15 protein-coding genes are annotated in these 15,061 nt (G+C 60.4%); 5 read left to right on the top strand and 10 right to left on the bottom strand.

Annotated elements, in window-relative coordinates; genetic code table 11:
- Positions 1-44: 44 nt before the first annotated feature.
- Both WNZ15_RS11700 and WNZ15_RS11705 read right to left on the bottom strand, forming a co-directional pair.
- Positions 45-1,202: an MFS transporter gene (locus WNZ15_RS11700; RefSeq protein WP_342893145.1), complete on the bottom strand. Its 1,158-nt coding sequence runs from the start codon at positions 1,200-1,202 to the stop codon at positions 45-47.
- Positions 1,203-1,354: 152 nt separating this feature from the next.
- A complete protein-coding gene (locus WNZ15_RS11705) occupies positions 1,355-2,353 on the bottom strand; it encodes a putative metalloprotease CJM1_0395 family protein (RefSeq protein ID WP_342893146.1) in 999 nt (332 codons plus the stop codon).
- 175 nt (positions 2,354-2,528) lie between these two features.
- On the opposite strand from WNZ15_RS11705, the gene WNZ15_RS11710 reads away from it, so the two are divergent.
- Entirely contained in the window at positions 2,529-3,332 is an 804-nt protein-coding gene (locus WNZ15_RS11710) for a creatininase family protein (RefSeq protein WP_342893206.1), read from the top strand.
- Between the two features lie 224 nt (positions 3,333-3,556).
- Positions 3,557-4,495 (top strand): LysR substrate-binding domain-containing protein, encoded by a 939-nt coding sequence (locus tag WNZ15_RS11715; RefSeq protein WP_342893147.1) that lies wholly within the window; start codon positions 3,557-3,559, stop codon positions 4,493-4,495.
- 194 nt (positions 4,496-4,689) lie between these two features.
- Here the strand turns inward: WNZ15_RS11715 and WNZ15_RS11720 are convergent, their stop codons facing one another.
- Positions 4,690-4,992 (bottom strand): LuxR C-terminal-related transcriptional regulator, encoded by a 303-nt coding sequence (locus WNZ15_RS11720; protein WP_342893148.1) that lies wholly within the window; start codon positions 4,990-4,992, stop codon positions 4,690-4,692.
- Between the two features lie 233 nt (positions 4,993-5,225).
- Here WNZ15_RS11720 and WNZ15_RS11725 point away from each other — a divergent pair, with 233 nt between their 5' ends.
- Entirely contained in the window at positions 5,226-6,665 is a 1,440-nt protein-coding gene (locus tag WNZ15_RS11725; protein ID WP_342893149.1) for a short-chain fatty acyl-CoA regulator family protein, read from the top strand.
- 194 nt (positions 6,666-6,859) lie between these two features.
- Entirely contained in the window at positions 6,860-7,135 is a 276-nt protein-coding gene (locus WNZ15_RS11730; protein WP_342893150.1) for a hypothetical protein, read from the top strand.
- A gap of 145 nt (positions 7,136-7,280) precedes the next feature.
- On the opposite strand, the gene WNZ15_RS11735 is transcribed toward WNZ15_RS11730, so the two are convergent.
- The 7 genes from WNZ15_RS11735 to WNZ15_RS11765 all read right to left on the bottom strand — a co-directional run bounded on the left by WNZ15_RS11735 (position 7,281) and on the right by WNZ15_RS11765 (position 13,736).
- Positions 7,281-8,153 carry an NAD(P)-dependent oxidoreductase gene (locus WNZ15_RS11735; protein WP_342893151.1) on the bottom strand — a complete coding sequence of 291 codons (873 nt, stop codon included), beginning with the start codon at positions 8,151-8,153 and terminating at the stop codon, positions 7,281-7,283.
- Between the two features lie 17 nt (positions 8,154-8,170).
- Complete coding sequence (locus WNZ15_RS11740) at positions 8,171-9,133, bottom strand: D-glycerate dehydrogenase (RefSeq protein WP_342893152.1); 963 nt, start codon at positions 9,131-9,133, stop codon at positions 8,171-8,173.
- Between the two features lie 4 nt (positions 9,134-9,137).
- Entirely contained in the window at positions 9,138-9,335 is a 198-nt protein-coding gene (locus WNZ15_RS11745) for a hypothetical protein (RefSeq protein WP_342893153.1), read from the bottom strand.
- Positions 9,336-9,339: 4 nt separating this feature from the next.
- On the bottom strand, positions 9,340-10,695 hold the full coding sequence (locus WNZ15_RS11750; RefSeq protein WP_342893154.1) for an amidase: 1,356 nt from the start codon (positions 10,693-10,695) through the stop codon (positions 9,340-9,342).
- Complete coding sequence (locus WNZ15_RS11755) at positions 10,695-12,059, bottom strand: TRAP transporter large permease subunit (RefSeq protein ID WP_342893155.1); 1,365 nt, start codon at positions 12,057-12,059, stop codon at positions 10,695-10,697. Before WNZ15_RS11755 ends, WNZ15_RS11750 begins: the two co-directional genes overlap by 1 nt.
- Entirely contained in the window at positions 12,056-12,667 is a 612-nt protein-coding gene (locus WNZ15_RS11760) for a TRAP transporter small permease subunit (protein ID WP_342893156.1), read from the bottom strand. Before WNZ15_RS11760 ends, WNZ15_RS11755 begins: the two co-directional genes overlap by 4 nt.
- An 82-nt stretch (positions 12,668-12,749) precedes the next feature.
- Entirely contained in the window at positions 12,750-13,736 is a 987-nt protein-coding gene (locus tag WNZ15_RS11765) for a TRAP transporter substrate-binding protein (RefSeq protein WP_342893157.1), read from the bottom strand.
- Positions 13,737-14,047: 311 nt separating this feature from the next.
- Between WNZ15_RS11765 and WNZ15_RS11770 the strand changes: the two genes are divergently transcribed.
- Positions 14,048-14,920 carry an IclR family transcriptional regulator gene (locus WNZ15_RS11770; RefSeq protein ID WP_342893158.1) on the top strand — a complete coding sequence of 291 codons (873 nt, stop codon included), beginning with the start codon at positions 14,048-14,050 and terminating at the stop codon, positions 14,918-14,920.
- Positions 14,921-15,061: the final 141 nt, after the last annotated feature.

Raw genomic sequence — 15,061 nt, forward strand, 5'->3', positions numbered from 1 at the left:
TTTCAGGGCCAGGGTTTCAGGACCCGGGTTTCAGGGCCCGGGTTTCAGGAGCGCACCTTGAGGGATCCCGCCAGCAGCGGGATGGCCATGGTCAGGACAGCGACAACGGCAAAGGACGCCCGAAGCGACAGCAGGTCACCGACAAAACCCAGAACGGGAGGACCGAACAGGAATGCGCCATAGCCAAGAGTGGCAACGGCGGCAAGAGCCGATCCCCTGGACATGTGCGGATCGCCCGCGGCCCGGGACATGGCAAGCGGAAACAGCACCGCATATCCGAGCCCCATGATAAAGCAGCCCGCCCAGACCGACCAGATATTCAACCCTGAAACCAGCAGCAGGCAGCCGGCAAAGGCGACCAGGCCGCTCCAGCGGGCCACCCGGACCGCGCCGAAACGGGCGATGACCTTGTCACCGGACAGCCGCATGATGACCATGGCCGTGGAAAAGATGGTGAAGGCGGTCGGCGCGATCGCTTCCGAGTAACCGAGGTCCCCGATCTGATACAGCGCCGCCCAGTCGGTGACCGCGCCTTCGCCGAGCGCCGCCACGAGCGCCATCAGCCCGACCAGCACCAGCGCGCCTTTCGGCAGCGCGAACAATGGCGCCTTGGCCGCGTCCGAAGGCCCGGCGATCTGCGGCCAGGGCTGGCGCCAGAACCAGACCAGGAACGGCGCGGTCAGCGCCACCCACAGGATGAAATGAAGCGCAACACTCAGACCGGCCTCGATCGCGGCACCGCCAAGCAGGGCGGCTGTCGCCGCGCCAAGGCTGAACAACCCGTGATAGGAGGACATGATCGGCCGCCCCAGAGCGGTTTCGACTTCCGCGCCCCACCCGTTCATCGACACATCCAGCGCACCGAAGGAAAATCCCGCCAGGAAAAGGGCCGCGGTGAGCAGCGGAACGGATGGCGCCAGGCCGACCAGCAGAAAACCGACAACGGTGGCGGCAGCGAAGAACTTGGTCACGGGCGCCGCGCCCCTCCGGTCGATCAGCAGCCCGGCCAGCGGAAATGACGCGAACGCTCCGCACGCCATCACGAGCAGCAGAAGCCCGAAACCGCTCTCGTCGAGACCGGTCCCGGCCTTGACATGCGGGATACGGGACGCCCAGATGCCGATAAACGAACCGCACATGAAGAAGATCGCCGATACGACCCGGCGCGCGGCAGAGGCTAGGTCCTGGTGAGGATTTGTCATTGTCTGATGTTCTTGAAGGGCTGACGTGCCGAAAGGAAAAGCCTTTCTGTCACGCCTCCGCCCGTTAGACAAGTAACGGACGCGCGGCATGCGGACGGCCGCCGGATGCGCTGGAGCGAGAGCGGACCAGGACCGTCAGGACGCCGTTGCGATCAGGACACAACCAGCCCGTCCGCCCCCGAGACATCCGGGGATGCCGGATTCGATGTGGCCTGGGATGTGGCCTGGGATGCCGACCGGGACACAGCCTCATACGCGGCAATGGCGGCGCTGGTATCGGCGCGGCGTTCCGAACCTTTCGCCCTGGCAGGCGCATCGTCTTCGGTCGCCCCGGCAACGCCCTCCGGCGGGCCGGTTTCGGCCGGGGCGGCCCCGGAACCGGCGGCATCCTCGTCTCCGGACAGCTCCTCCGCCTTTTGCTGACGCAGTTCGGCCTGGGCCTCGGACAGTTGCGATCTTGCCTGCTGCGCCACCTTGAGGTCCTGCGAAGACGGCTCCGCGGGCGCGGTCGCCGCCCGGATGACGACCTGCATCTTGCGGATGGTGGCCTCGGGTGAGCGCTCCGTTGACGTGTCGATCTGCACCTCGCCGCCGATCGCGTAGCGCTTGCCGTCGGGTCCCTGCTGGAACGTGTAGCTCGGCGCCCCCGCGTGAGCACCGCCGACACGGGCATGGGCCTGTTCGTGTGCCCGCACCTCGGCGTCACGCTGTTTCAGGTCCGAGACCTGCTTCTCCTCGGCCTCATTCAGGCCGTCTCCGTCCGGATCGTCCTCTTCATCCTCGGTTTGCTGTCCTTGCACCGCGCCCGCGCCCACCTGACCGCCGGCATTGGCGTCCGTCCGGTTCCGGCTGCCCGGCGCTGCGTCCGTGTCGTCGCCATTTTCCTCCGACGCCCGGGTCTGCGCCCCGGGGACGCGTGCCTTCGAGCCGCTTGAACTGTCGGCCTCCTGCAGCACCATGACCGCCTCTGCGGTCAGCGTCGGACTGCCGCCGGCCCGCAGGGACGCGGCCCTCTGACCGGCCTGACTTTCGCGCGCGCCCAGCCCTTCCCGGCCCGGGTTTGTCTCCTCCGGGCTGGACCGTGTTTCGCTGGCGACACCATTGCTTTTCAGAAGGGTCGCTGGCGTGTTTGACAAGAGCGCGCCGATCATGGCGCAGATTGTCCCCGACAGGAGTCAGTAAACTCTAAACACCGGTTAAGAATCCGGCATCATATCCTCGTGAACGGGGCCGGTAGCCTGATTGCGGCCACGTCCCCCTTGCCTGCTTTCTCACGATGTGCAAATCAGGTCAGACGGTTAACAGCGCGCGAGGCGGTCCGACGTGATGCTTCCCAGCCCCTATTGGCAAGACATGACCACGCGCGACTTCCAGGCGCCAGGCCACGAGAGCTGGATCGCGGTTCTGCCCGTTGCCGCGGTCGAACAGCATGGACCCCACCTGCCCGTTTCCACGGACCTGACCATCGCGCAGGGCCAGGTCAGCCGTGTGCTGGAACTTCTGCCGCCGGATCTTCCGGCCACATTCCTGCCGGTTCAGGCAGTCGGCAAGTCGGACGAGCACCTGTCTTTTCCCGGAACCCTGACGTTGTCCTGGGACACGGTGACACGATGCTGGCTTGAGATCGGTGAATGTGTCGCCCGCGCGGGTCTGCGCAAGCTCGTGCTGATCAACTCCCACGGCGGCAACGTCCCGGTCCTGGACATTGTCGCCCGCGAACTCAGGACAAGGCACGGCATGTTCGTGACCGCAACCAACTGGCTGCGCTTCGGCCAGCCGGAAGGTCTGTATCCGGAAGATGAATTTGTCTACGGCATCCATGGCGGGGACATCGAAACCTCGCTGATGCTGCACTTGCGCCCCGATCTCGTGCGTATGGATGCGGCAACGGACTTTCTGTCCGAACAGCAGCGTTACTTGACTGATTTCAAACACTTGCGCGGGCACGGCAAGGCGCAATACGGCTGGATGGCCGAGGATCTCAACCCTGCGGGGGCGCTCGGGAACGCGGCCCGCGCGACGCCGGACAAGGGCCGCAGCTCGCTCGATCATGCGGCGCGTGGCTTCATCGAACTGCTGCAGGATGTCAATGCCTTCGACGTCGGCCGGCTCAGGATCCCGGACGCGTAGGGCGCCGGAAATCGCCCTCCGGAAACGGGGACACCTTACGAATTTCGGAAGGTAATTATTTTTGGAACATAACTAATATTTCGGATTGTTATTTTTGATTAAATAAAACTTACCAACAATACTTAAGTCTATTCTGGACAAAGCATTCAGCATAGTGTTGACCTTTACCTGAATAGGCGACACATTGTTTGATTGTAACTCTGGAGGGCGGTTCTCGCAGAACCATGAATCTGTCAATTCGGCAATTGTCGACCTTTCGTGAGGTCATGCGCAGCGGCTCCATCTCGGAAGCCGCCCGAACGCTCGGCCGAACCCAGCCTGCCGTCAGCTCGACCATCGCCGGACTGGAAACGGAACTCGAACTGAAACTGTTCGTGCGCGAACAGGGCCGGCTGGTACCGACCCCCGAAGCAGAGTTTTTCCTGGAGGAAGCCGAGGCAATCCTGAAGCGTCTCGAGGTCTCGAAACGGACCCTGCGCGGCCTCGCCAACCGGGAACACGGCCAGTTGCGGGTGGCCGGCATCCCGGAAGCGACCGCCGACTTTCTGCCGAACTGCCTGTCACGCTTCATTGCCGACAAGCCGAGCGTGAAGGTGGCCCTCGCCAGCCGGAGCTCGGCGGAGATCGAGGACCTGATCGCGGGGCAACAGTTCGACATCGGCTTCGCTGAAACACCGCGCGCGCGCAATTCCTTCGACCAGATCGATTTCGACCTTGAATGCATGTGCGCCATTCCGGCGACCGATCCGTTGGCCTCCAAGGAGGTGATCACGCCCACGGAACTGGATGGCTACCCGCTGGCCCTGCTGCAGTCCGAGCACCGCAGCCACAAGCAGACGCTTGCGCGTTTCCGCGATGCCGGCGTCCGCTTCAATCAGCGTTTCGAACTGCAGACGGCCTGGCCGGGACTGCAATTCGTGGAAGCCGGCCTGTGTGCCCTGATCTGCGACATGGTCACCGCCTACAACGCCCAGCAGCAAAGCCGGCGCGGAATGGGACCACCCCAGATCGTGTTTCGGCCGTTCCGGCCGCGCATCCACAACAACCTGTCCATCCTGACACCGACACACAGGCCGATCTCGATCGTCGCGAAGGATTTCTGCGATTTTCTGTCCGAAGAGGTCGCGCTGGTCCGGGCCGCGATGATCAGGCGAAGCGCCTGAAGGCCCATCCGGTCACCTCGACAACCGAGACTTCGATTGACCCCACGGGCCGGCGCTCGTGAGGTTTGGACCGGTTGGCAGTCGCCGCCTTTTCTCAAGCACCTCTGCCGGGTGCCTTGTCTTGTTCTGGGCGGCGTAGCCGATAGGACAGCCGATGGGGCGGTGCACAGCTCAAGTTGCAGGGGGGAAGCCGGTCAGCCCGCCGCGTTCTGGAAAATGGCGGTGTTGGCGGCGACGATAGCCACGGCATTGGTGCGGTTTTTCGCCCCCAGACGGGTGATGGCATTGCGGATATGCGCCTTGACCGTCGCAATGGAAACACCGAGATCGTAGGCAATCTGCTTGTTCACCTTGCCCTCGCACAGCTTCAGCAGAATTTCGAGTTGCCGGGGGGTCACAAGTTCGCTCAGGTTGAGCGGCCATCTGATGCCGGCAGCGAAACCGCTGGTAGCGCCGTCCCGGGCGGCACAGGGCGTCAGGGCGAAATGGGCTGTCATCACTCTGCTCCTTGGGGTTCGGACACTGTCCGTATCGCGGGTCGGTGGACGGCCGATCGGACCTGATCGGCATTCCCCGGCTGACCGCGTTGAATGCATTCGGGCATCTTGCCGGTGTTTTTTTGAATGTTTGATGCTGCGGCACTGTTCATGATTACCCGGCTATTGTAAAATGTTAAAATGCATATTGAATATTGCAAATAATTTGCAATATGACTTTGGAGAACACCGGCGTGAGCAAAAAGCTTTTTTCAGGCCACACGCTGCGTCAGATCCGATCCGATTTCGGCCTGTCCCAGGTTGAATTCGCCAGGAAGATCGGCCTGTCCACCGCCTATGTGAACCAGATCGAGAACAACAACAGGCCGGTGACCGCGTCGGTTCTGCTGACGATCAACCGTATCTTCGGCGTCGACCTGTCGGCCTTCGAGAAGAACGATCTCGACCGGGTCGCCCAGGATCTGCAGGAGATCTTTGCAGACACCCAGTATCACAGTGCCTCGGTCGGACGGCAGGAGATCCACGAACTGGTGACCCGGGCGCCCGGCGTGACCAAGGCGATCATGGATCTCTACGGCGCGCTGCGGACCTATCACGACCGGGAGGCCATCGCCGACGACCTGGTCCAGCAGGGCGGCTCCGACGTGGAGGGGCCGGGCCTGAAGCAATCCGCGTATGACGAGGTCCGCGACTATTTCCACTACATGGACAACTATGTCGATTCGATCGACCGGGCCGCGGAAAACCTCGCGGGCGAGATCGGCCTTGCCCGCGCCCCATCCAAATTCGCGGCCCTGACAGGCTGGCTGAAGGACCGGTTCGCCATCTCGGTCACCCAATTCCCCGACTACGACGGCACCCTGATCCGGCAGGAAGAGCATGCCCGCACCATCGCCCTTTACCGCGCGGTCCCCCAGTCGACCAGAAACTTTCTTCTCGGCTCCGCGATCGCCGAACTCTGCGTCCGTGACCTGATTTCGGAGGAAGTTGAACGGGCAAGGTTCAAGACGAAGTCGGCCGAGAGCATCGCGAGGCTGGCCCTCAGAAACTATTTTTCAGGCGCGCTGCTGCTGCCTTATGACGACTTCCTGAAAGCGGCCTCGGAAAGCCGGCACGACATCCAGCTTCTTTCCAACCGCCTTGACGCCAGCATCGAGACCGTCTGCCACCGGCTTTCAACCCTGCAGCGCCCCGGCGCAAAGGGCCTGCCGTTCTATTTCGTCAAGATCGACCGGGCCGGCAATGTGGTCAAGCGGCACAGCGCGACCCGCTTCCAGTTCGCCAGGTTCGGCGGATCCTGCCCGCGCTGGAACGTGCATCAGGCCTTTGAACAGAACTCCAACAAGTTCACCGCGCAGATTGCCCAGATGCCGGACGGCGTGCGCTATCTGTGCGTGGCCACAAGCGTCACCAAACATCAGCCGGACTACCGCAGCGGTGAACGCCGCTACGCCCTCGGCATCGGCTGCGAGGTCAGATATGCCGACACCGTGGTCTATGCCGACGGTCTCGCTGTGGAGGACATCGCCTCGCCCGAACCGATCGGTGTCAATTGCCGGATCTGCCCGCGCGACACCTGCGACCAGCGCGCCTTCCCCGCTCTGGACAAGGAACCCTTTATCGAATCCGGCCGCCGCGGCATCGTGCCGTATCAGGTCGACGCCATCGACTAGGCGCTGAAACGGATTGCAGCCCCTTGCCCGGGCGGTCCGGAAAGGCTGGCCGGTTCGGTTCGGCCGCAAGCCGTCATCATCGGCAGACGGCATTCCGGGCTGTTGTAAAGAGTTCACGAAACCAACAAGTTCCGGTTACCCGCGAAACATAAACAAGCACCATTCGGACAGTGAACAGTGACTGGATGTGCAAAATGCTTGTCGACGTTGAATCCTATTATGCCATGCCGCGCTGGGTGGCGGGCATGATTGCAAGGGTCTTCGGCCAGGACCGGACAAACCGGAAGTTGACCAGCTCGTTTTTCGGCCCCCGGCTTCCGCTCAAATCCGGATATGTGCGTCGGCTCCTCGAAAACTGCGAATACAGCTACAAACTCAATCCGGACTATCTCTCCCGCATTCCTACGAGCGGCCCGGCGCTGTTTGTCGCCAATCACCCTTCCGGCATTTTCGATGGTGCCATGCTCTAAGATGTTATTTCAGAGCTGCGCCCGGACGTGCGGATCGTCGCCAATCGTTTCTTTGAATGCCTGAAACGGACAGATGGTTTCCGTCAAGATCCGGTGCGGATCAGGGCGGGCAACGCGACCGGCCCTGATCCGTTCTTGTGCGGGATCAGCCCAGCGCGCGCAGGCGCTTGAGCAGGGAAGAGGTGTCCCAGCGGCCACCGCCAAGTTTCTGAACATCCTTGTAGAACTGATCGACAAGAGCGGTTACCGGCAGGCTGGCCCCGTTCTCGTTGGCCGTTGCCAGACAGATACCGAGGTCCTTGCGCATCCAGTCGACAGCGAAACCATGCTCGAAATGGTCGTCGAGCATCGTCTCGTAGCGATTGACCATTTGCCAGCTTCCGGCAGCGCCACCGCCGATCACATCGATCACCGCCCGCCCGTCGAGGCCGGCCTTCTCGGCAAAATGCAGGCCCTCAGAAAGGCCCTGGACCAGCCCGGCTATGCAGATCTGGTTGACCATTTTTGTCAGCTGGCCTGCGCCGCTTTCACCCAGGCGAACGCATTTCTTGGCATACGCATCAATCAGCGGTTCGGCCCTGTCGTATGCGGCCTGATCCCCGCCGCACATGACAACGAGCTGGCCGTTCTCGGCGCCGGCCTGACCTCCCGAAACCGGTGCATCGACAAAGCCGATTCCACTTTCCTTGGCCAGCTCGAAAAGGTCGCGCGTAACTTTTGCGGACACCGTGGTGTGATCGACAAAAAGCGTTCCCGCCGCCATGCCGCTGAAAGCGCCCTGATCTCCCGTGCAAACGCTTCGCAGATCATCGTCGTTGCCCACACAGCTGAACACGATATCCGCGGCGGCGGCAGCTTCGCTCGGTGTTGCGGCAAAACGGCCGCCGTACTCGCCGGCCCATTTTTCAGCCTTCGCAGCGGTACGGTTGTAAACCGTCACTTCATGCCCTGCTTTCTGCAGGTACCCTGCCATCGGGTAGCCCATCACCCCAAGGCCGAGAAACGCAACTTTTGCCATACCAGATTCCTCTTTTTCTAAAATGCGTCGCGTGGTGTCTCACCCGCGAAAAATGCGTCCAGATTGTCCAGCGCGCGAAAACCCATCGCATCGCGCGTCTTGGCAGTAGCACTGCCGATATGTGGCAACATGAATATGTTGTTGAACTCTGCGAATGCCGGATTGCCACCCGGCTCGGTCTTGAAGCAATCAAGACCCGCTCCCGCAAGTTTTCCCGACCCGATCGCTTCCAGCAACGCGGTTTCATCGACCAGCGCCCCGCGGGCAGAATTGACGAAAACGGCACCGTCGGGCAACAACCCGAACCGCCGGGAATTCATCAGATCGACCGTGTCAGGAGTCGCCGGACAATGAAGCGACAGGAAGTCTGAAACCGGCAGGAGGCTCTCGATCGTCTCGTGGAAGACCGCCCCCTTTTCCAGCCCTTCCGGCAACCGGGACCGGTTGTAGTAGTGTATCTCCATATCGAAGCCGCGTGCCTTGGCCGCAAACGCCCGGCCGACGCGCCCCATTCCGACGATCCCCAGACGTGAACCCGACACTTGCTTGCCGACCATGAAGGCCGGGCTCCAGCTGTCCCAGGAACCGGTGCGCACCAGCCTCTCACCGTCGACAACCCGCCGCGCGGCCCCAAGCATGAGCAGCATGGCAAGCTCGGCCGTCGCATCCGACAGCACATCCGGCGTGTTCGTAACCACGATATTGCGCGCCTTGAGCGCAGGAATATCGCAATGATCCATGCCGACAGAATGATTGGCGATGATCTTCAACCGGGGATCAAGACGCGCAACGACGTCGGCACTGAAATGCTCGGAGTGGCAGGGCATCATCGCGTCGGCCTTCGCACTCATGGCAACGATCTCGTCGGCGGTACCGGGCATGTCGGTCTCCGTCACGATGACATCGTAATTCCGGTGGGCGCGCGCAATTGTCGAATCGGAAACACGGCGGGGCAACCACAGAACGGGTTTTCCACTCATGGGATCAGTCCTTTTTCCGGAATGCATCTTCCCAAAGATTGAACAGCGCCAGCCCAAGGACAAAGAGGACGATGATCGTAAAGGGCAGCCCCCCCAGGATGCCGGCGAATCCCGTCGAGATGCTTTGCGACAGGCCGAGAACGAACACCGCCATCAGGGCGGTGCCAAACGCACCCAGGATAATGTTTGTAAGGCGCGACATGCTGTTACTCTCCATTTTCACTTTGGTGGCCGGCGAGGCTGCGTTGTATCCAGGCAGCCGTCCGCAGCAATCGGTCATCCTCTTCCGCGGCACCGATCAGCTGCACCCCGACAGGCAAGTCGTTTTCGCCGACGAGCAGTGGAAGGCTCAGGCTGGGCAAGCCTGCAAGTGTCCAGGCGGTGCAGTAGACGGCATCGCCAGTATGCCCTTCGCAGATCAATGGGGCCTCCCCGGATGCGGCAGGTGACAGGATGGCGTCGAAATCATTGAAGAACCTGGCAAAGAACTGTTCGGCCGAGGCCTTCACCGCCAGGGCATCCTGATATTGATCGAGGCTGATCGACTGCCCGCGCCCAATCGCATCCTGGAGCTCCTGGCTGACTGCGCCCGTGTTGGCCGCGACAGTCTCAGCGAAGATTTCCGTGATCTCGTAGTCGTAGATCGTCTTGTGGACGTTCACCAGATCGGCGAGCTCCGGTCTCGCCGAGAACCGTTCGACGCGTGCCCCGAGAGTTGAAATCACGGTTTCCAATCCGGCCTGTGCATCCGGGGCCAGACGGTCATGATAGGGCATGTCGAACCACGCGATCGTCGGCTCCACGGGAACATCTGCTTGGGCCCCCTTCAGCAGCCCGGCCCGGGGACGGGCAAAGCTGGCGGGATCGCTCTGGTCGTAGCCGCCGATCACATCGACCAGCAGGGCCGCATCGGACAGCGAATTCGCAAAGACCCCCACCTGGTCCAGCGTCGCGGACGTGCGCAGGAGGCCGCTTCTGGAGATCGTGCCCCGTGTCGGCTTGAATCCGAACACCCCGCAGAACGACGCGGGCCTGATCACGGAGCCGCCGGTCTGACTGCCGACGGCAAGGGGAATGTGACGCGCCGCAACCGCCGCAGCGGAGCCGCTGGAAGAGCCGCCGGGTGTGTGCAGGGTATTTGCCGGGTTGCGCGTGGATGACGGCCGGAGATAGGCAAACTCGGTGGTGACGGTCTTGCCCATGATCACCGCACCGGCCTCGCGCAAGCGCTCTACCAGCCTCGCATCAGCATCCGGTCTCCGTCCCGCATTGATTTGAGATCCCTGTTCGGTGGGCATGTCTTTCGTATCGACAATGTCCTTGAGACCAACCGGCACGCCATGCAGAGCTCCGGTCGCCCGGCCGCTCTTGCGAATAAGATCCGCGGCGCGCGCCTGCTCGAGCGCCTCTTCCGGGACAAGATGCGCCCACGCTCCAATGTCCGGTTCGCTGTGCCGGATCCTGTCAAGACAGGTTTTGACAAGTGCTTCGGACGAGATCCGGCCGCTGCGAATGGCCTCCGCAGCCTGAGCCGCGGAGAGCAAGGAGAGTTCGTGCTTCATCAAGGTATCCACTTGCCGAACAGGTAATCCGGAAGCCAGAGAGCGATGCCCGGGAACTGGTACATCAGCACCATGCACAGCATCACGATCGCCAGATACGGCATGAGACCCTTGAATATCTCGACCAGTTCGATCTGCGCCTTCAACACGCCCTTCAGATAGTACGCGGACATGGCCATGGGGGGCGTCAGGAACGAGGTCTGCAGGTTCAGGGCGACCAGCATGGCAAAGAAATACGGGTTCACGCCGAACGTATCGAGCATGGGCAGGAAGATCGGCACGAAGATGATCAGAATTTCCGACCATTCGAGCGGCCATCCCAGGAGGAATATGATCAGCTGCACCATGATCAGGAACTGCCACGGCTCAAGGTCCATGCTGAGGACCCAATGCTCGATCACATCATGTCCGCCGAGATAGGAGAAGATCGAAGCGAACGTCCACGAACCGACAAACAGCCAGCACACCATCGCGGTTGCCTTGGCGGTCAGAAAGACGCTTTCCTTGACTTTCTGCCAGGTCAGCGACCGATAGGCCACCGCCAGGACCAGCCCGCCCAGCGCACCCATGGCGGCGGCTTCCGCAGGCGTTGCCAGGCCGCCCAGAATGGATCCCAACACCAATAGAATGAGTACCGTGAGCGGAACGAACGAGACCAGCAGATTGAAATAGATTTCGCGTTTGGGCGGGATGTCCTTCTTGTCGGGCATCGGCGCAAGCGCGGGGTTGATCTTGACCCGGATGATTACGTAGACGATGTACAGCCCGGCAAGCAGCAGTCCCGGAAACACCGCGGCCGCATAAAGCCGCAGCGGAGACAATTCTGCGATCGCCGCATAGACGATCAGCATGATCGAAGGCGGGATCAGGATGCCGAGCGTGCCGCCGGCGCAAATGATGCCCGAGGCAAAGCTCTTGTCATACCCCGCCTTGTTCATGGCCGGGTAGGCCAGAAGCCCCATCAGGGTTACAACGGCACCCACGATACCGGAGGCCGTCGAAAAGACCGCGCAGGTCATCAGCGCTGCGATCCCCAGTGATCCGGGAAGATTGTGCGCAGCCTGATAGAGGGAAAAGAACAGTCTGTTGACGATGTTCGCGCGCTCGACCACATACCCCATGAACAGGAACAACGGTATGGCGACAAGCGTGTCGTTTTCCATCACCGAATAGGTGTTCTGGTTCAGCAGATAAAAAATGTTGTTGTTGAAGAAGTCCGCGATGCTGTCAGGCGCGCCCTGATAATAGGCATAAAACCCGAAGCCGACGCCCATGGCGATCAGAGTGAATGCGATCGGGAATCCGAGCAGCACCAGCACAATGAACAGGCAAAGCATCAAGATGGCGACTTGTGGATCGGTCATTTATTGTTTTCCTTGTTGCTTTCCACATGCGTCACCGAACTGAGATCTCCTTCAGTCATGTGCATTAACATGTCTTCCGTTTCACGGACGTCATCGATCCGCGCAGGCCATTTCCCCTCCCGCATGGCGATCCAGCAGCGCATCATTTCAGCCGCGCCCTGAACCATCAGCAAAAGACCGGCAACCGGTATCAACGTCTTGAAGAAATAGATCTGAATCCGGGCCGGACTGTTCCAGCTGACCTCCTTGTAGCGCCAACTGTCGGCCGCGATTTCCCAGCCGTACCAGAACAGCGCGATCATGCCGGGAAAGAAGAAGAGTATGTAGAGGATGAAATCCACGCGCGCCTGCCAGCGCACGGAAAACAGTCTGTAAAGCACGTCCCCGCGAACATGCGCGTCCTGCGCCAGCGCGTAGGCGCCTGCCATCAGGAACAGGGCACCATACATCTGCACCATCACGTCAAAGGCCCAGACGGTCGGGGCGTTCAGCACGTATCGTACGAACACCTCATAAGATACCGACAGTGTCAGGATGAGAATGCACCACCCGAAGGCCTTGCCGATCCACTGGCTCAGCCCTTCGATGGCGTGAATTGTCTTGATCAAGGTCTGCCCTCACCAACTCAGCCGCAGCTATTGGAGGTCGCGAAACCGCAACCTCCCCTTCAAACAATCATCAGCGGACAGATCAGCCGAAGTGGTGCTTGTAAGCCAGCTTGTAGTCGGGCTGGTTCAAGTTCAGGTAGTTCATCACCGTCTTGGCATAGGCCATCTGGCTTTCGACGACCTTGGCGAAGAAGGGATCTTCTTTCGAGATCCGGTCGACGACGACATCCCATGCTTCCAGCTGTGCCTGCATCACGCTGTCCGGCGTGCGATAGACGTTGACACCCTGCTCTTCCGCGAGGGTCACAAGATCGTCGGCATAGCGCTTGGTGTTGTGCCAGTAGAAGTTGGAGTTCTCGGCTTCGGAAGCGTATTTCAGGATCGCCTGAAGCTCCGGCGCAAGAGCGTCGTACTTCTTCTTGTTGAAGGTGACTTCAAAGAATTCCTGGCTCTGGTGGAACGACGCGAGATGATAGTGCTTGGACACGTCCTGCATGCCGAAATCGCGATCCGATGTCGGATTGTTGAACTCCGCAGCATCAATCAGTCCGGATTTCATCGCCGGCTGAATTTCGCCACCGGGCAACTGGACGACGGACATGCCCATTTCCAGCAGGACATCCGCGGCCAGTCCGACGGTACGGTATTTCAGGCCGCTCATCTGATCGGCATCGGTGATCTGCTGCTTGAACCAGCCGAGCGGCTGTGCCGGCATCGGCGAATTGAAGAACGAGACCACATTCAGTCCGAGAGACGCCATAAGCTCGTCGAAGAGTTCCTGGCCGCCGCCATAGTTGACCCAGCCCAGCACTTCCTGGCTTGACCAGCCGAAGCACGGACCGGTTCCGAACAACGAGGCGGATTTCGACTTGGAGTACCAGTAGGCCGGCACATAGTGCGCCGCATCCAGAACACCGCGGTGAACCGCGTCCTGCATCTGGCTGGTTTTCACGACCGAGTTCACGGGCAGAAGCTCGATTTTCAGGGCGCCACCGGTCATTTCGTTGACCCGGTTCACATATGACTGTGCGTTTTCAAGAAAGATGCCGCCTCCCCAAGCGGCCTGCATTTTGAAAGTCTGACCCTCCTGCGCATGAACAGCCGGTGCTGCAAGTGCGCCTGCGCCGACAACGGCGGACCCACGCAGCAAGTTTCTGCGATTGATAGATTTAGACATGTTTCCTCCCAATGGAATGGTGCGCTGCCGCCGTTATCCTGACGGTCAGGCCCAGCCCGCGGCCATGCGGACCCCCCAAAGATAGAACACCTCGCAAATTTGTCAATTTTTATGAAAAACCTATTTTCAAACAGGCAAAATTACTGGTAAGCCATTGCTTTAAAAGTGTTTTTATTTTTCATTTTTTGATCTGAAAATGCGTTTTGGTTTGGTATACTCTCGCTTCAAAATCAGGTGGCAATAGGCTTATGGCTGGAAAACTACAACCTTCTCGAAGAGGACGCCCAAAAGGGACCACCCGCGCGCCCAACACCCCTACCCAGACGGTTCAGGCCCTGGACCGCGGATTGAAAGTGCTTGTCTTTCTCGCCGACAACCAGAAGGCTACACTGTCAGAAATTTCACGCAACACCAATACCCCTGTCGCGTCAACTCACCGTATCCTTGCAACCCTTCAACAACGCGGCATGGTGCTGTTCAATGAACAGGACGGACATTGGTGCGTGGGAGCGCAGGCCTTTCGCGTCGGCAATGCCTACCAGGCCGGTTCCAACCTGATGACCGCCGCAACTCCGGTAATGGAGGAACTGGCCCGTCTGACAGGAGAAACCGCGAACCTTGCGATCGAGGACGGCGGAGAACTGCTTTATCTGATCCAGGTGGAATCCGACAATCCCATCAGAGCGTCAATCAAGAACGGGGCGGCGAGTTACTTCCACACATCGGGCGTTGGCAAGATATTGCTGGCTCATATGGACAACAGCCAGTTGGACCGCTTCCTGAAAGACAGGAAGCTTGCAAGACAGACGTCCAAGTCGATTACCCAGCCCGATCATCTCAAGTCGGAACTTGCAAAAATAAGGGACCTCGGCTGGGCGCTCGATGACGAAGAGCGCTACATGGGCATGAGATGTATCGCTGCCCCGGTTTTCGACACGCTCGGGAAGGTAATCGCCGGGGTGTCGATCTCCGGCCCGAGCGTCCGTTTTCCCGACAATCAGCTGCAACGCATTGCCGACAAGGTCCAGTATGCGGCGAACCGGATCACGTCGGCGCTGGAATCCACTACAGTTTGAGCTTCCGGAACGCCAAAATCCCCGTTCATTCTGGTGAGTGGGGGCGTTTGTCTGATTGGGTTGCGGAAGCCTGAGGTCATGAGCAGCCGAGCCATCCTTCGCGTGCCATGGGGCCTGCGGAGTGGGCGCGCGTATCTTCTC

The sequence above is a fragment of the Roseibium sp. AS2 genome (assembly GCF_038900065.1).
Taxonomy (GTDB): domain Bacteria; phylum Pseudomonadota; class Alphaproteobacteria; order Rhizobiales; family Stappiaceae; genus Roseibium.